This window comes from Verrucomicrobiaceae bacterium, from assembly GCA_016713035.1.
Classification (GTDB): domain Bacteria; phylum Verrucomicrobiota; class Verrucomicrobiia; order Verrucomicrobiales; family Verrucomicrobiaceae; genus Prosthecobacter.
The window spans coordinates 612,695-628,394 of record JADJPW010000001.1; the positions used below are offsets into that span (position 1 = coordinate 612,695).

Sequence of the window (15,700 nt, forward strand, 5' to 3'; positions counted from 1 at the left end):
CCACTCACTTCACTTGATAGCGACCCTCGCTCACGCTGACTAGCGGTGGGCGATGGGTCCGCTCGAAGGCGTCGTGGATGACTCGGAGGTCATTCCAGAAGCTGAGCCAGGGGCTTTTATCGCTCGCGGCTTGTTCGATTCGCTGAGGTGTCATGCGAAAAGGAAAGGCGTGCAGCGAGATGGTGGTCTGGCCGTTATTCAATGAGGCTTCGATGATGAGGTAGATTTCTTCGATGACGGGGTCCGTCATGGCAAAGCAGCCGATGCTGACCTGATCGCCATGCACCATGATGAGGCTGCCCGTGCGGCCATGGTGGCGATCGAGAGCGTCCGGATAACCGATATTGAAGGCGAGGTGGTAGTTGCTGGCGGGATTGAGCTGGCCGCGTGTGATGCCGTAGCAGCCCTCAGGGGCCTGCATGTCGCCTTCTTTTTGTTTCGGACCGAGTCCGCCCGAAAAAACAGCGATGGGATAGGTGCGAAAGAGCTTCCAGGCTCCTGAGGCACTTTTCAGCCAGAGCTCGAACTCACTGCTTTCTTTGAAAAGGCGGATGTAGGCGGCTTGACCGAGCTGGAGGCCCGATTTGGCCAACTCGGCCTCCAGGGGGCCTTGGAGGCGCTTTTTCACATCCGTGAGCCGTTGGGCTGCGGACATGGTTTTCCAGGTTTTTGACTCAGGGGGCAGTGGATAGGGCAAGGTGAGTGCAGCGAAGGTCATACGGCGCATGGCGAGTCGGGCGTAGGGTTGCGTCGCGGGATGAAGCCAGAGCCCGAGAAGGAGTACCACGAGAAAAAGAAGCAACGCAGCGAAAAGCTGCCTAGAGCGATGTGCTTTGGCACTCATGGGATGGTTAGCTGGAGGCGCTGGATGATTTCGGACACGATGTGCTCTGGCGAGCCGTCGATAGACACGCGTATGAGGTCTGGCGTGAGCTCCAGTGTGGAGAATTGGCTATCGAGCAGCGCGGGGTTCATGAAGTGGCCTTTGCGCTGGGCGAGGCGTGTGGAAATGAGCTCACGCGTGCCATCGAGAAGCACAAAAGCCACCTTCCCTTCTGGATCGTCCCCACGCAGGCGATCACGGTAGATTTTTTTCAGAGCGGAGCAGGCCAGCACATGCACGGGGGCGCTGGCTCGCTGCGCCAGGATGCGGGCACGCAGTGCGGCATACCAGGGCCAGCGGTCCTCATCAGTCAGGGGGGTGCCAGAGGCCATTTTGGCCTTGTTCGCGGGCGGATGGAAGTCGTCTCCATCATCAAAAGTTCCTCCGAGCCGCTGGGCGAGTGAGCTGCCGACGAGTGACTTCCCACAGCCGCAAACACCCATGATGATGATGGTCTGGGGAGGTGCTACGGGGGCCTGTGTACTCATGATGGGGAGGGGTGGCACTGGCTAAATGCATTTCAAACGGCCTTCAACATGCATGAGGCCGCAACTTGACCACGACACGCCGCCCGTGGAGTATCCCCGCCGCCATGACTCGACCCACGACCCTGCTCCTCACCCTGCTGGCGGCCTGCTACACCGCACATGCGGAGGATGCCGCTAAAAACGCTGCTCCACAGCCCGCCGCTGCCACCAAGAAGGCCCCAGAGCCCGTCGCCGCCGAGAAAAAGGAGTGGTCGCTCTTCGATGGCAAATCTCTCGATGACTGGGAGAATGTGGACATCGGAGCCAGTGGCATGGTGGAGCTAGAGGGCGGCCTCATGATCATCAATGCCGGCGATAGCGTGAGTGGAGCTGTTTATAAAAAAAGCAGCCAATTTGCCGATGACGAATTACGAGATGAGCTTCGATGCGAAGCGGCTCGATGGGGTGGATTTCTTTGTCGGTCTGACCTTCCCAGTGGGTAATGCCAAGACCTGCGCCACGCTGCTCTGCGGCGGCTGGGGAGGTGCCGTCACTGGCATCTCCAGCATCGATAATCTGGATGCGAGTGAGAATAATACCTCCTCCTTCCAGCGCTACGAGGATGACAAGTGGTATTCCGTGCGGCTCCGTGTCACGCCAGAAAAGCTGGGTGTGTGGCTCGATGGCAAGCACATCATCGATGAGGATATCAAAGGTAAAAAGATCAGCGTGCGGCCCGGCCCGATCGAAAACTATCTGCCACTCTCCTTCACCACCTATGCCACCACTGCGGCCATCAGGAATGTGAAGATGATCGCCATCACGCCTGAAAAAAGCGCTCCATGAGGCGGTGCCGCGCCCTCAGCCTCCTCACGCTGATTTGGCTCCTAGGTGCCTGTGGTAGCTGGCAGCCACGCCGCACGGGTGAAGTGCGTGAGCTGCCTCTGCGCACACGCCGCACGATGCACGCTGATCTCATCACAATGGCGGAAAACTGGGATGCGATGAGCCGTGGCCGCGCTCGTAGCCGCCGCGAGGCGGAAAACGCCTACGAGACCGCGCTGGGTCGCTTTTTGACCACCTGGACACGAGCGCAGTCTCCCCGCTCTTGGTCGTCAGGGCTCACACTCGGCCTCGAAGGGCCTGGTGGCCACTTCGTCATCGAATTCGATGCCGTGGATGCCAAGAAGCGCGGGGCCTCACCTGCTGAATATGATGATCTGATGCCCGCTGAGACCACGATCTGGCGTGGACGCGAGACGCAGGCTCTCCGCCCAGGGCTGGGTGTACCGCTGGTCGGCCGCGTGGAGCGCAATGAGGCCTCTGCACGCGATCAGCCCTTCCTTCCGCCAAAGGGAGGGCATTTCACCGTCACCGCAGTGATGGAGATGATGCCCCCAGCCGCAGATGGCATGCGCCACTGTCGCCTACGCCTGCATAACAGCCTCAATACCGAGACCGTCCCTGCGCCAGGGGGGGAGCGGCAGCTTGCCGCAGACTACACAGCGCCGAAGGAGCTCTCACTTTCCAAAAAAGCCTTTGGGAACCTCTCGCTCATCGGTATCCTGAATCCTGAGAGGGCCTTCAAAGACTGCCGCCTCTACTGCATGGATGAGTATGATCCTAAGCGCATCCCCATCGTGTTCGTCCATGGGCTGATGTCCGATCCGCACATCTGGCTCAATGCGGTGAATGCGATCAGTTCCGACTCCACGCTGCGGCGGCACTACCAGCCCTGGTACTTTCTTTATCCCACCGCCATCGCTGTGCCACAGGCCGCGGCCAAGCTGCGGGAGGCTCTGCTGCTCGCCCGTGAGCACTACGACCCCGAGCATGATGATCCAGGTATGCAGCGCATGGTCCTGGTGGGTCATAGCATGGGCGGTCTGATCAGCCGCATGCAAGTGACTGATAGCGGCGAAGCACTCTGGAGCAGCGTCTTCACTAAGCCGCTGACAGAACTCAAAATCAGTCAAACCGCACGCGACAGCCTGCAGCAGACCCTGATCGTCAAGCCTCTCCCTTTTGCGCAGCGGGTCATTTTTATCGCCACGCCGCACCGGGGCAGCAGGATCGCTAGCCTGGACATCGTGCGCCGTCTCACCGGGCTCATCCGGGTGCCCTTTGAATCCATGACGATGGCGGGTGAGCTGCTACAGGGGAATTCAGATGCGCTTTCACCCCAGATTAGCCAGTGGGGCGTTTTCAGCTTTCTGAGCCTGGGCACCCTCTCAGAGCGCAGCCCATTTCTCCGGGGGCTAGATCAAACACGACCTGCGGTACGGCATCATAGCATCATCGGCAATAGTGGCCTGAAATGGCTCGACCGAGAAAAAACCAGCGATGGCGTCGTCCCCTACCGCAGCGCCCATCTTGACAGCGCCAGCTCTGAAAAGATGGTCCCCTACCTCCACGGCTGCTCAGATAAGCAAGACGTCGTCCGAGAAATCACCCGCATCCTCCATGAGCACCTGCGGCAGTAAAAGTGAAGGGGATGGAGTAGGAATATTTAGGGAACCTTGACATTTGAGAGCCAAACCTTGATCCTCCGGCTTTTAACGACTAACCGTAAGCTCTCAATCCAGGCCCTGTCCCTCGGGTGTCGCACCCAGCTAGCCAGCGCCCCTTCCCTGCCCCTCTCAAAACCCCCGTCCATCCCGCACCGCATATGGCTGAATACGTTGGCATCGACCTCGGCACCACCCTCTCTGGGTTGGCCTACCTGAAACCCGACGGCAATCCCGAAATCGTCCCGAATGCCGATGGGGAACGCCTAACTCCCTCTGTCGTCTTTTTTGAAGCCCATGAGGATGTGAAGCTCGTCGGTTCCGCAGCACGCGACGGTGGCGAGCCAGACCGCACCATCTTCCAGATCAAACGCCACATGGATGACCCAGAATATCTGGTGGACATCGATGGCAAAAAATGGACCCCCGCAGAAATCTCCGCGCTCATCCTCTCCAAGCTTAAACGCGATTGCTCAAAAATCTGCGGCGACATCCATGAAGTCGTCATCACCGTGCCAGCGAACTTCAACGAGCTCGCACGCAAGAGCACCATCGCCGCCGCAGAGATGGCTGGGATGAAAGTCCGCCGACTCGTCAATGAGCCCACTGCAGCGGCAGTTTACTACGCACACTCTCAGGGCGTCAAAGGCCGCGTCCTCGTCTATGACCTAGGCGGCGGCACACTCGATACTACCATCCTGGAAGTCGAGGGTGACACGATCAAGATCCTCACCTCCGAAGGGGCACGCCACCTCGGTGGCAGCAATTTTGACGAGCTACTCCTTTCCGCCTACGCAGAGCAATACCAGAAGCAGACCGGCTCCAGCCTCTTCAGCGATGAGCGCCACCGCCGCCGCATCCTCCAAGCCACTGAGGATGCCAAAAAAATGCTCTCCAAGCTCCAACGCGTCAACGACACTGTCGCCAATGACAACAACAGCGGCATCGCCCGAATCGACCTCAGCCGTGAGCACTTTGAAAAAATGATCCGCAACATGCTCACCCGCACAGTCATGCTGGTCGAGCAAGCACTCGATAACGTCGGCCTCAAACCTGCCGACATCGACCACGTCGTCCTCGTCGGTGGCTCCACCCGCATTCCAAAGGTGAAAACCGTGCTCGAAAAAATGTTTGGCAAAACGCCCAAGAGCTGCGGCAACGTGGATGAATGCGTCGCACTCGGAGCCGCCCTCTTCGCCAAAAAATCCGCCAAAATCCAAGAAGTCTGCAACGCCAGCTACGGCACCTTGGCCATGGTTTATAATGCCAAAACGGGCGAGGAGAAGCTCATGAACTCCATCGTCATCCCGAAGAATAGCACCATCCCCTGCTCACGCAGTCAGGTCTATCAAACCAGCGAGGATAATGAGCGCATCATTGAGGTGGACATCACTCAGGGCGAAGATGAAGACGCCAAATTCATCGACGTCATCGGACGAATCACGCTCGAAGTGCCGCCAAACCGCCCGAAAGGCTGCGAGATCGCCGTGACATTCAGCTACGATGAAAACCAGCGAGTCCGCGCCCTGGTCGTCGATAAGCAATCTGGCCGCAGTAAGGAAGTCGCCCTGAGCTACAAAGGAGCTGGCGTCCTCTCGGATGACGAACTCAAGCGCCGAAGCGCCCACCTCCGCACCATGAGGATCGAATAACGCGAATCAGAAATCCAAAAACAGGAATTCCTATGTTCAAGATCCTCAAATCCCTCTCTAAATCCCTCACAGGCGGAAGAAACGCAGAAGCCCGCAAAACAGAAGCCGCCGCCAAGAGCACAGAAGCAGGTGGCATCCTCGAAAAAGTCGCCAAAGGCCAGCCCGTGGCCACCGCAGCTACCAAGGCCACCGCACCAGCTGCCCCACCAAAAACGCCTGAGGAAATGTGCGAAGTGACCTCCAAGATGACCAAGTCTGAGATCCACGCCCGCCTGAAGCTCCTCTACAAGCGCTACAACCGCGCCGCCAGCAGTCTCAACGCCCAGACCCGCTCCGAGGCGGACGCCATGCTCAATGCCATCGTCGAAGTCCGTGAAAAGCACTTTGGTCCCATCTGATCAAAGCTCCCTCAGGTGAGCATCCGGCATTATTTCCTGTCCCACACAGCGCGGCAGAGACTCTGAGTGGCGAAAATGCCCCTCGAAGAGCCATTTTTCGCTTCGCAGCGAGCAGGGAGCCGCTATGCTCGTGTTTTAATTTTCCCCACATGATTTTGACGACGCCTGCCGAGCTGATGACTGGCCCGCCCGTGCCACTGCACCTCTCCAAGCTGCAGATGGCAGGCTTTTACGGCGGCGCGATGCTCGTCGCCGCAGCGCTGACCTTCCTCGTCCTACGGAGTGGCGTGACCTTCGCCATGGATGCCCCAGATACGCGGCGAAAATTTCACGCGAAGCCCATTCCCCGCCTGGGAGGTGCCCCCATTTTCCTCGCACTGACGTTGGGCACAGCAGTGGCGGCTTTTTACGGGCTGCTGCGCTGGGAAGACTGGATGCCGGTGGCCATCTGCAATACGCTGATGTTCAGCGTGGGCTTCATTGATGACCTGAAGCCCCTGGGAGCCAAAGTAAAGCTAGCAGGCCAAGTAGGCACCTCCCTCATTCTCTATGCGCTAGGCATCTCGATAGACATATTGAGTAATCCTTTTGGCGATGGATCAATCTCGCTGGGCTGGTGGTCACTACCGATCACAGTGATGTGGTTGGTGAGTATCCCGAATATCGTGAACCTCATCGACGGCATGGACGGCCTAGCGGGCGGATTTGGCATGTTTCTCTGCCTTACGCTGGCTGTGATCGGCCACTATGGCGGCAGCGCAGATGTGATGGTGATTTCATTGACGATGGCGGGGGCTCTAGCGGGCTTTTTGGTCTTCAACCTGCCTCCGGCGAAGATTTTCCTCGGAGATGGCGGTGCATATTTGATCGGATTTTTTGTCGCCTCCGTATCGCTCTTTAGCTCGAACAAAGGTGCGATCATCGGTGCGTTATTGGTGATCGTGATCGCCCTGGGCGTGCCCATTTTGGATACAGCCTTTGCGATCCTACGCCGTAGCATCCGCGGGGTGCCCGTCTTCAGTGCAGATGCGGAGCACATCCATCATCGCCTGATCCTGCTAGGCTATAGCAAAGGCCGAGCACTAGCGGTGATGTACACAGTCTGCGTGGTGCTGAGTCTGACAGGCATCAGCATCTTGGTGACAAAGGGAATCGCTATACCGGTGGCAGCGGCTCTGCTCTTCCTGCTCGCCGTAGCAGCGGCACGCTACCTGGGATATGTGCGCAGCTTTAAAAAGCTACGTCTTCAGGTGAGCGCTGCCCTGGAGCGGAAGCGAGTCAGGGAGTACTTCCGTGCCAGGGGCCGCATCCTGGACTTTGAAGTCGAGCGGAGTGGCACTCTGGAGGAATTCGATGTGACCTTCCGTCACGCCCTAGAGCGTATGTCGGTGCGTGTCGTCGATGAGCAAGATGCCCGCACTGCGGAGGCCAAGCTCGTGACAATCAAGCTATTCGATGGCCAGGTCATTACTCTGCGCCATCCAGCAGATCAGGAGTCTCATACCGAATGGCAACTACGGCTCGATGAACTCACTCCTGCTCTCGACCGCTGTAAGGAGCGATGGGGTCGGCTACCCGCATCCGCAAGCATTCCAAAGCCTGATCCATTGATAATGCCGAACTGAACCCCTTCCGCCCCACCGCATCATGGAATTCAAACCCATCTTTGAGGATAATCCCGAGCCGCAGCGCCGCCGCAGGCGCAGACGGCGCTCTTCGTCTTCCTCCACTTCATCATCGAACGAGTCGCCCATGATGGCCGGTGAAGATGGGAGCGTACGTCTTGCCTCCTCGACTGAGGAGGAGGAAAGCTCCGGTGCAGATGAGAATGCACCGGAGGACTATGAATTGGAAGGCCCCGGCTGGCATGGTGTTGTCTTTGCACTAGTTCCACTCTTGGTGATCTTCCTTGGCACAGGACAGGCAACATGGTCACGGGCTCTGACAGCGGGCTTGATGGCTCTGACGATGCTTTTTTTTCCCGCACGCCGACGCCCCCCCCCCTTGGCACTCACAGGACTTCTTGGGGCTGTGCTGGGCCCCCTCGTGGCCTTTTTGCCACGATCCTTCGGTGCCACGATGCCCTGGCGGGATAGTCTGACTACGGACTGGGGTATCCAGCTACCGGGCAGCATCACCCCCACAGACTTGGGTGACCGTGGAGGATTGGCTCTGGCTCTGTCAATGCCTGGCCTGGCTTGCATGGTGCTTCATGCGCGGCTTTTCAGGTGCCCAGCGCCGCGTCATCCTAAGTTCCCTCGCCATCGGAGGTCTGATGATTTGCTGGATGACCATCATGGAGGGCCTGAAACTGTTCCAGCTCCCCTGGTGGCCTGGTCATGGGCAAGTCGTGGACATGAGTCATTTCGGCCCCTTTTCTAATCGCAACCACATCAGTAGCCTAGCCGCCATCACCTGCATACTGTGTGCAGCCTGTGCCTATGACGCCCAGCGGCGAAAGCAGCGCATGTGGTTCATCTACGCCATTGGCTTTTTTCTGCCCGTAGTGACGATTTTCATGAATTCATCGCGAGCAGGCCTGCTACTGCTCTTTTTGGGGATCACCCTCTGGTTGGGCACAGCATCCATGCGGCGCGGCTTCTTCAAAAAAATGGCCGTCACAGCGTCCTTCATTCTGGTGATTGCGGCTGCACTATTCGTTGCTGATGGAGGCCTCTCTTCAAGAACCAAATTGCTCGTTAAAACAGGAGCGAACATGGGCTCTGACATGCGTGTCATCCTATACAAAGAATCGCTCCGTATTGCCTCCGAAGCCCCCTGGTCAGGCATCGGATTGGGTAATTTCGACTGCGTCTTTCCGCTGTCAGTCTCCAGCTTTGACCCCCGTGCCCGCGCCATTCATCCAGAGAGTGATTTGCTCTGGAAACTCGTCGAAGGTGGTCTCATCACCCTCGTGCCGTGCATGCTGCTCATCGCCTGGATAGCGCTTTCCACAGGCCCATGGTTCGGAAAGAAGTCCAAAGGACGCGCCCACCGCCATGACCGCCGCGCACGCAATACCGCCGCCATTTGCCTCCTACTCGGCTTACTCCACGGCCTCATTGACGTTCCGATTCATAATCTCGGCTACTTTTCCCTCCTCGCCCTACTCGCTGGTGTTAGCCTCCGGCCAAGGTGTCTGCCGAAGGCAGCCAGATGGCCAGAAAAGATCGCCACCGTCGTCATCGCTTTCGCCGTACTCGCCCTCGGCGTCACATGGGCAGCTATCGCCACTGGAAAGCCACTCCTGCCAGGGACCAGCTCCGCCCTCATGCTGCAAAAACGTGCCCATGAGCTCGCGAACAGCGGCTCCGCCTCCGATGCACTTCCCCTGCTCAATCAGGCCATCCAGATGCGCCCACTTGACTACAGCCTCTACTTTGATCGTGCCAGAACTCGCGTCATCCTCCGTCAGGACACCGAGGCCGCACTCCTCGACTACACACGCTCACGCCTCCTCGAACCACACTTCGCCTATGCCTGTTATTACGAAGGACTCGACTGGCTCGGCATCCGCCCAGAGTACGCCGTTCTAGGGTGGCGCGAGTTCATCAAGCGCTTCCCCCAAGCCGCACCCGGCATCCACGGCTACTACCATCAGATGGTCCATCACTCCACCCTTCACCCGGAGATCCGTGAGGCCGTATGGAAACTCGCCAACACCCAGGAGCTCAAACTCGGCTTCCTCGGTAGCGTCAACACTCGTCAGGACTTCGAGCTCTGCCTGCGAGACATCCTCGCTCGTCAGCCTGACCTCGCCGGGCTCGAGTCCGCTCAGCGCATGAGCCTCTTTGAAATGTGGAACCGTCTCGGTGACCGTGAAGCCCTCATGGCTGCCATCGCATCCAATAAAATATGGGAGCGTGACGGCGGCTGGAAAATCCTCGCCGAATATTACGCCCAAAAATCCGACTTCCGCAAAGCCTGCGAAATCGCCGCCATCTACCTACCCTCCCTCCACCGTGCACCACCAGGCGGCAGCACCGACCTTAAAACCCTCGAAAACGCTTTTCTCTTCAACACCCTTGATCCCCAACTAGGCATCAATCTCTTCCAGGCTTACAAAAACAACAACGACTACGACAACGCCATCCGCACGCTCGAAAAAGTGCGCACCGCCACCAATCCACCCAACTATATCGACCTCGAAATCGCTGCACTCTATCTAGCTAAAGAAGACTTCCGCCGCGCCTGGGAGCACTACCGCATCGCCGCCACAGCTTCCCAAAATTAATTCCTCGTCACCTCGGCACCTCACCTCCACACACCTGCCGCACGCATGACCGTCTCATGCACCGCGATGTCGTGCGCCGCATCCCAGGCTAGTTTTTTCTCACCGCGCACCACTTTCGCAAGATCAACAAACTCTGCCGCATAGCGATCCTTCGGCACCGTGAGCTGGAATGACTGCGTGCCTTTCTTGTAGCCACCACGCTCCCTCGTGAGAGACAAATTCACCTTCCCGCTCTCCAGCGGCACGATCTCGAAGGTGCCCTCCGTCCCCGTCACGCTAAAACGCCGACGTGGCCCGCCAAAAGGGTCCGCGTGATTGCAGCGCACCACCGCCGTCGCTTTAGCATATTGCAGCACGGCAATCTGATTGTCCTTCACACCATCCGCGCCTGCAGGCGTCGAAAAAGCCCCCCACCTCCGCAGGTTTGCCCAAAAGCGTCACCACCGCGTCGATCACATGACACGCCAGCTCGAACATGCCGCCGCCCTCCAGCTCGCCGAGCTTCTGCCGTGTCCCGGCATCCGCCAGCTTCCCCATCGCCGCATCGATCTCTGTGATCTCCCCCAGCCAGCCCTCACGCACAGCTTGGAAAAGCAACTCAAAGGCCGGGTTGTAGCGCAGCATGTAACCCATCTGCAACGTGAGACCGCGTTTCTCCGCCTCCAGCCGCATGGATTTGAACTCATCATGCTTCAATGCACCTGGTTTGTCCAAATGGACATGCTTACCGGCCAAGATACAGCGCCGCGCCATCTCGCAGGAGTCAGCGATCATCGTCTCCACTGCCACCGCCTTTAGATTCGGCCTAGCGAGCAGTTCATCCACTGTCATCGACTTCACGCCATCATAACCCTTCGGCCCGGTCACCCCCTCCACCTCCCAGAGCTCCGTCAGCGAGCGCATCGCCGTCATTTTCCCGCCCGCATGCGCATGCTCCGTCCCGATTTGGCCGATCCGCAGCCGCGCTGCTGGCGCATTCACCGCCAAAGCCGCCGAACCCGCAGCGAGGAAAAAAGAACGTCGTTTCATAAGTCCTCAGTGAACGACTCCCCGCCCACTTCATTTCCAAAAGCCTTCGCATTTGCCCTTCGCGGCTCTCCAGCTCCACCTGCATAGGTGCCCGATTTCGGTCACTGCGTGACCAAAAAGAGACCGATAGCAGCACTTCACAGCCCTCCCCCCCCTCTGGCATGTCCCAGCCACCATGACGAAGCTACTCAATTTCGAGATTGTCATTTCCGCAGGTGGCATTCAACATCCGCGCTCCACATGAGCACCACGATCCAGCCCGACGCCTCCGCCCCTTGGTATAAGCAGATGACCAAATACCACTGGTTTGTCTTTATCGTCGCCTCGTTGGCATGGCTATTCGACTGCCTGGACCAGCAGCTCTTCCTCCTAGCGCGAAATTCAGCCATGAAAGCGCTGCTACCAGAAGGAATGGACCCGATTAAATACGGCGGCTACGCCACCTCGATCTTCGTCGCGGGCTGGGCCACCGGAGGGCTCATTTTTGGCTCGGTAGGCGACCGAATCGGCAGGGCAAAGACGCTGACACTCACCGTGCTCATCTATTCCGTCTGCACCGGTCTCTCGGCATTCTCCAAAGGCTGGGTGGACTTCGCGATTTTCCGCTTCCTGACCGGACTCGGCGTCGGTGGCGTGTTTGGACTCGCGGTGGCTCTGGTGGCCGATACTCTACCAGATACAGCCCGAGCAGGTGCTCTAGGCACCTTGCAGGCACTTTCAGCGGTGGGGAATATCGCAGCGGGCCTCACCAGCATGTACATGGGCAGTCTAGAGGCTGCGAAGGCCATCGAACCAGGCACTGCATGGAAGTACATGTTCCTCGTTGGTGCATTGCCAGCCTTTCTATGCGTCTTCATCCAGATCCGCCTGAAGGAGCCGGAAAAGTGGGTAATGGCGCGTGCTGCAGGCAAGGCAGCGGGCGTGAAGTTTGGGTCCTACTCCGCTCTGTTGGGCGATGTGCGCTGGCGGAAGTCTGCGCTGCTGGGCATGGTGCTCTGCGTAGCAGGCGTCATCGGCCTCTGGGGCATCGGCTTCTTCAGTCCTGAGCTCGTTGGGGATGTAATGGAGCGCTCACTCAAAGCCGAAGGTGTCGCCCCAGAGAAAATCGCTGGCGAAAAAACTTACTGGATCGGCGTGAACTCCATCGTGCAAAATCTCGGTGCCTTCTTTGGCATGCTACTAATGACCAAGATCGCTCAGAAATCAGGCCGCAAGCCCGCCTTTGCCATGGCTTACATCGCAGCGATGATCGCCACCATCGGCTTCTTCCAGTTCTTTGATGGCCGTGGCGACATCTGGATGAGCGCGGTCATGGGGGCCTGCCAGCTCGCACTCTTTGCTGGCTTTGCCATTTACCTGCCAGAGCTCTTCCCCACCAGCCTGCGTAGCACCGGCACGAGCTTTTGCTACAATGTCGGGCGCTTCGTCGCCGCGAGTGGTCCATTCACTCTCGGCAGCCTCCAGGCAGCGCTCAAAGCCGGCGCCACCACGCCAGAGGCCAAGTTGGAGGCCTTCCGCACCGCCTGCACCTACATGAGCTGCATCTTCCTCCTCGGGCTCGTCGCCCTGGCCTTCCTGCCAGAGACCAAAGGCCGCCCGATGCCGGAGGATTGAGAAAAGCCCATTGTCGGTCCGTGCAAAGCCGTTACCTTCGCCCCATGCAAACCGAAGTCGCACCACCATGCCTGGAAACGAAGCCCCCCAAGGCGGCGAAGCCGCGCAAAACCTTCCAGCCGATCAAACCGTGGATCACCCGCGAACAAATGGCTGCCCGGATTTCACGACTGCCCTTAACCACCTGGGAAGAGAAAGTGGCACAGATCAATCGCAGCCTTGGTCGCCCACAGGGTTCGCCGTAGAGCGTGACCGACAAATCGCGATCCTTTCCGACTGGGCCACTGACGAGCGTTTCTGGATACCCATATCACAGCTCGGACAGCGCAACTCGGGCCGGATTGAACACGCCGTTTTTGGAGAACAAAAAGCCGGCAAATTCATCTTTAAGGCGACCAAAGGACCTAGACCCAATGCCGCTAAGCAAAAGGGTCGATGATGAGATCGTCGCTGGCTTGGAGAGAAGAGGTCGAGAGCAGGCGTGGCCATTTGCTCACGGGCTGTCGCACCTTGCGCTGGCAACTACGTCTTCGTCGCGCTGGCAACGCGGCTTGGGCGATTTGCTCTCGCACTCGGCGCACCAGCACTCCTTGTGCCGCCTCGTCCATGAGGCCCTGCGCTGCCTCCAGCACCAGTAGCAGCGCTACGGTGTGCTCCAAACAGTGGCTCATGCTTTGCTTAGCGGCATTGGGTCTAGACCGGTTCTCAGAGCCTATCCGGCAAAAAGTTGTAGCCAGTAAAAGCTGAAAGTGGAAGTTGGGCGATGCCAGCCAAGCCCTATCAACCAGCCGGTTACGATTCTGATCTCAGCGATGCGGAATGGGAACTCATCAAGCCTATCATCTACCCGGCTGGCGCGAAGCGTTGTCGAGGCAGGCTGCGAGCTCCCGACTCCGCCCGAATCTGTCTGGACACCATCCGCTATGTGCTCAAAACGGGCTCTCAGTGGTCGATGATCCCCAAGAACCTCGCGCCCCGCAGCACCGCTCACGACGCCTTGAGTAAATGGACCGAGCAGGGCTTGTGGCCCAAGCTCAACGACGCCCTGCGCACCCAGACACGCCTGATGCTAAAAAAACGCCATGCCCAGCGCCGCTGTCATCGACAGCCAAAGCGTCAAAGGCGGGCAGCTACCGGCTGTGAGCCTGCGGTTACGACGCGGGCAAGAAGATCAAGGGACGCAAGCGCCACGCGCTCACCGACACCAACGGCCTGCTGCTGGGCGTGGTGGTCACGCCCGCCGACGTGCAAGATCGTGACGGCGCAAAGCTGCTGTTGTGCATGTTTTGCCATGGCTTCCTGAGCCTGCTGATGATCTTTGCCGATGGTGGCTATGCCGGGAAGCTGGAGACCTTCGTGCAGAGCATGGGACAACTCTTCGGTCACGGAGCGAGTTTTGCCTTGGGGATCATCAAGAAGCTCGAAGACCAGAAGGGCTTCGTGGTGCTGCCGCGCCGCTGGGTCATCGAGCGCAGCTTTGGCTGGCTGGTGAAGCAACGCCGACTCACACGGGATCACGAGAAGAACCCGCGCCATCACGAAGCCTTTGTTTACCTCGCCTTCATCGGCATCATGGCCAGACGCCTCACCTCGTTACAACCTGTCGAACCTTTTGCCGGATAGACTCTCAAAAAGAATGTCATATTGAGACTGTACTTTTTAGAATTTCGGTAATTAATAGGCGGCGGTGGCCCGCCCGTGCATCACACTCAATCTCGAAAACGCGACCTTGGAAGAGGTCGGCGTGGCGATGGATTGCTCACCCACGAAGAAGGGCTTTCGTCGGCTTCAAGCGCTGCGCTGGCTTTATGAAGGCAAGAGCCGCGAGCAAGTCGCTGACCTCTCAGGCTTCAGCCTGCGGCAGGTTTTGCGCTTCATCCAAGCCTTCAATCTCGCCGGCCTTGATGGTCTCATTCCCGGGCGTAGCAGCGGGCGTCGCCGCATCCTGCCCAAGGAACAGGTGAGCGATAAAATCCTACCTCTCATCGAAGATCCTCACTGGCCGGACAAAGCCACTGGACCGCTGTGAAATTGCACGGCTGGATCAAGCAGAACCTGCAAACGCAACTCGGCTACAGCACCACCGTGCGCTATCTCCACGAGCACGATTACCGCCTCAAAGTTCCGCGCCCTTGGCCGCTCAATCAGGATGAGGACAAGCGCCAAGCCTTCTGCCAAAAGCTCCAGCGCTGGGTGGCCGATCCGAGCGTCGACTTGTGGTTCAGCGACGAAAGCGGCTTTGAAGGCGATCCGCGCCCGCGCCGTACCTGGACCAAGATCGGCAAGGTGCGCCACTCACCTTATCTCGGCGAGCACATCCGCTACAATGTGTTTGGCGCAGTGCGGCCCAAAGATGGACGTCTCGGCGCACTGCTCTTCAACCTGTGCGACAGCGTCACTTTTCAGGTGTTCCTTGACACTCTAGCTGAGGAGAATCCGCACGTGGCAGGACGCCGCGCCATCCTGGTGCTCGACAACGCCTCATGGCACAAGACCAAGAGTCTTAACTGGCACCACTTTGAGCCCGAGTATCTGCCACCACGCTCGCCCGATCTCAACGCCATCGAACGCTTGTGGCTGCGCATGAAGGCCGACTGGTTCAACGGCTGGATCGCCAAGACTTCCGAGCAACTTCAGGACCGTATCATCGAGTCCCTACGCTCTTTGTTCGACCAGCCATCCATCCTTCAGTCCCAGTGCCGCCCAAAGACGCGTTTATGACATTCTTTTTGAGAACCGGTCTAGCCACAATGCCGCTAAGCAAAAAAAGCGAAGAGGGGCGAAAAGAGTGCTACAACTGAGTAGCTGAGTCAACTAGCGGTAGATGGTAAAGCCATCCAGCCCACCGCGATACGAACATCATCTCTGCACGCATCCGCAAAAACCTCGGCGTCGAGCAGTTGCCCGAGGAACTGC

At 58.5% G+C, this 15,700-nt stretch carries 18 protein-coding genes; 13 read left to right on the top strand and 5 right to left on the bottom strand.

Annotated features, from left to right (window positions below; all coding sequences use genetic code 11):
• Nucleotides 1-4: 4 nt before the first annotated feature.
• Together IPK32_02545 and IPK32_02550 are read right to left on the bottom strand one after the other, a co-directional pair.
• Nucleotides 5-787, bottom strand: a complete 783-nt coding sequence (locus IPK32_02545) for a murein L,D-transpeptidase (protein MBK8090893.1) — start codon at nt 785-787, stop codon at nt 5-7.
• A 53-nt stretch (nt 788-840) separates the two neighbouring features.
• Nucleotides 841-1,326, bottom strand: coding sequence for a gluconokinase (locus IPK32_02550; protein ID MBK8090894.1), 486 nt, complete (start codon nt 1,324-1,326; stop codon nt 841-843).
• 149 nt (nt 1,327-1,475) lie between these two features.
• Here IPK32_02550 and IPK32_02555 point away from each other — a divergent pair, with 149 nt between their 5' ends.
• From IPK32_02555 to IPK32_02585, 7 genes are all read left to right on the top strand, one after another.
• Complete coding sequence (locus IPK32_02555) at nt 1,476-1,853, top strand: hypothetical protein (GenBank protein MBK8090895.1); 378 nt, start codon at nt 1,476-1,478, stop codon at nt 1,851-1,853.
• A complete protein-coding gene (locus IPK32_02560) occupies nt 1,771-2,196 on the top strand; it encodes a hypothetical protein (protein MBK8090896.1) in 426 nt (141 codons plus the stop codon). Before IPK32_02555 ends, IPK32_02560 begins: the two co-directional genes overlap by 83 nt.
• On the top strand, nt 2,193-3,833 hold the full coding sequence (locus tag IPK32_02565; protein ID MBK8090897.1) for a hypothetical protein: 1,641 nt from the start codon (nt 2,193-2,195) through the stop codon (nt 3,831-3,833). Before IPK32_02560 ends, IPK32_02565 begins: the two co-directional genes overlap by 4 nt.
• Nucleotides 3,834-4,018: 185 nt before the next feature.
• Nucleotides 4,019-5,509: an Hsp70 family protein gene (locus tag IPK32_02570; GenBank protein MBK8090898.1), complete on the top strand. Its 1,491-nt coding sequence runs from the start codon at nt 4,019-4,021 to the stop codon at nt 5,507-5,509.
• A 32-nt stretch (nt 5,510-5,541) separates the two neighbouring features.
• Nucleotides 5,542-5,907, top strand: coding sequence for a hypothetical protein (locus IPK32_02575; protein ID MBK8090899.1), 366 nt, complete (start codon nt 5,542-5,544; stop codon nt 5,905-5,907).
• Between the two features lie 149 nt (nt 5,908-6,056).
• Nucleotides 6,057-7,532: an undecaprenyl/decaprenyl-phosphate alpha-N-acetylglucosaminyl 1-phosphate transferase gene (locus tag IPK32_02580; protein MBK8090900.1), complete on the top strand. Its 1,476-nt coding sequence runs from the start codon at nt 6,057-6,059 to the stop codon at nt 7,530-7,532.
• A 587-nt stretch (nt 7,533-8,119) separates the two neighbouring features.
• On the top strand, nt 8,120-10,141 hold the full coding sequence (locus IPK32_02585; protein MBK8090901.1) for an O-antigen ligase family protein: 2,022 nt from the start codon (nt 8,120-8,122) through the stop codon (nt 10,139-10,141).
• 20 nt (nt 10,142-10,161) lie between these two features.
• Here IPK32_02585 and IPK32_02590 read toward each other — a convergent pair whose 3' ends face one another.
• The gene (locus IPK32_02590) at nt 10,162-10,497 is read right to left on the bottom strand and encodes a hypothetical protein (GenBank protein ID MBK8090902.1); all 336 of its coding nucleotides are present in this window, start codon (nt 10,495-10,497) and stop codon (nt 10,162-10,164) included.
• Nucleotides 10,481-11,170: a Gfo/Idh/MocA family oxidoreductase gene (locus tag IPK32_02595; protein ID MBK8090903.1), complete on the bottom strand. Its 690-nt coding sequence runs from the start codon at nt 11,168-11,170 to the stop codon at nt 10,481-10,483. The genes IPK32_02590 and IPK32_02595 overlap by 17 nt, the downstream gene beginning before the upstream one ends.
• A gap of 288 nt (nt 11,171-11,458) precedes the next feature.
• Here IPK32_02595 and IPK32_02600 point away from each other — a divergent pair, with 288 nt between their 5' ends.
• Both IPK32_02600 and IPK32_02605 read left to right on the top strand, forming a co-directional pair.
• The gene (locus IPK32_02600; GenBank protein ID MBK8090904.1) at nt 11,459-12,784 is read left to right on the top strand and encodes an MFS transporter; all 1,326 of its coding nucleotides are present in this window, start codon (nt 11,459-11,461) and stop codon (nt 12,782-12,784) included.
• 44 nt (nt 12,785-12,828) lie between these two features.
• Entirely contained in the window at nt 12,829-13,029 is a 201-nt protein-coding gene (locus IPK32_02605; GenBank protein MBK8090905.1) for a hypothetical protein, read from the top strand.
• A 174-nt stretch (nt 13,030-13,203) separates the two neighbouring features.
• Here IPK32_02605 and IPK32_02610 read toward each other — a convergent pair whose 3' ends face one another.
• Complete coding sequence (locus IPK32_02610; protein MBK8090906.1) at nt 13,204-13,455, bottom strand: hypothetical protein; 252 nt, start codon at nt 13,453-13,455, stop codon at nt 13,204-13,206.
• A gap of 92 nt (nt 13,456-13,547) precedes the next feature.
• On the opposite strand from IPK32_02610, the gene IPK32_02615 reads away from it, so the two are divergent.
• The 4 genes from IPK32_02615 (at nt 13,548) to IPK32_02630 (ending at nt 15,505) form a co-directional block, all read left to right on the top strand.
• Nucleotides 13,548-14,087, top strand: a complete 540-nt coding sequence (locus IPK32_02615; protein ID MBK8090907.1) for a transposase — start codon at nt 13,548-13,550, stop codon at nt 14,085-14,087.
• Nucleotides 14,012-14,407 carry a transposase gene (locus IPK32_02620; protein ID MBK8090908.1) on the top strand — a complete coding sequence of 132 codons (396 nt, stop codon included), beginning with the start codon at nt 14,012-14,014 and terminating at the stop codon, nt 14,405-14,407. Before IPK32_02615 ends, IPK32_02620 begins: the two co-directional genes overlap by 76 nt.
• Before the next feature lie 64 nt (nt 14,408-14,471).
• On the top strand, nt 14,472-14,813 hold the full coding sequence (locus IPK32_02625) for a helix-turn-helix domain-containing protein (GenBank protein MBK8090909.1): 342 nt from the start codon (nt 14,472-14,474) through the stop codon (nt 14,811-14,813).
• On the top strand, nt 14,810-15,505 hold the full coding sequence (locus IPK32_02630; GenBank protein MBK8090910.1) for an IS630 family transposase: 696 nt from the start codon (nt 14,810-14,812) through the stop codon (nt 15,503-15,505). The genes IPK32_02625 and IPK32_02630 overlap by 4 nt, the downstream gene beginning before the upstream one ends.
• Nucleotides 15,506-15,700: the final 195 nt, after the last annotated feature.

Coding starts and splice junctions, on each gene's coding strand:
- IPK32_02600 (MBK8090904.1), top strand. CDS start 11,459: ATGACCAAATACCACTGGTTTGTCTTTATCGTCGCCTCGTTGGCATGG.
- IPK32_02575 (MBK8090899.1), top strand. CDS start 5,542: ATGTTCAAGATCCTCAAATCCCTCTCTAAATCCCTCACAGGCGGAAGA.
- IPK32_02565 (MBK8090897.1), top strand. CDS start 2,193: ATGAGGCGGTGCCGCGCCCTCAGCCTCCTCACGCTGATTTGGCTCCTA.
- IPK32_02550 (MBK8090894.1), bottom strand. CDS start 1,326: ATGGGTGTTTGCGGCTGTGGGAAGTCACTCGTCGGCAGCTCACTCGCC.
- IPK32_02560 (MBK8090896.1), top strand. CDS start 1,771: ATGACGAATTACGAGATGAGCTTCGATGCGAAGCGGCTCGATGGGGTG.
- IPK32_02570 (MBK8090898.1), top strand. CDS start 4,019: ATGGCTGAATACGTTGGCATCGACCTCGGCACCACCCTCTCTGGGTTG.
- IPK32_02615 (MBK8090907.1), top strand. CDS start 13,548: ATGCCAGCCAAGCCCTATCAACCAGCCGGTTACGATTCTGATCTCAGC.
- IPK32_02555 (MBK8090895.1), top strand. CDS start 1,476: ATGACTCGACCCACGACCCTGCTCCTCACCCTGCTGGCGGCCTGCTAC.
- IPK32_02580 (MBK8090900.1), top strand. CDS start 6,057: ATGATTTTGACGACGCCTGCCGAGCTGATGACTGGCCCGCCCGTGCCA.
- IPK32_02585 (MBK8090901.1), top strand. CDS start 8,120: ATGCGCGGCTTTTCAGGTGCCCAGCGCCGCGTCATCCTAAGTTCCCTC.
- IPK32_02595 (MBK8090903.1), bottom strand. CDS start 11,170: ATGAAACGACGTTCTTTTTTCCTCGCTGCGGGTTCGGCGGCTTTGGCG.
- IPK32_02605 (MBK8090905.1), top strand. CDS start 12,829: ATGCAAACCGAAGTCGCACCACCATGCCTGGAAACGAAGCCCCCCAAG.
- IPK32_02610 (MBK8090906.1), bottom strand. CDS start 13,455: ATGAGCCACTGTTTGGAGCACACCGTAGCGCTGCTACTGGTGCTGGAG.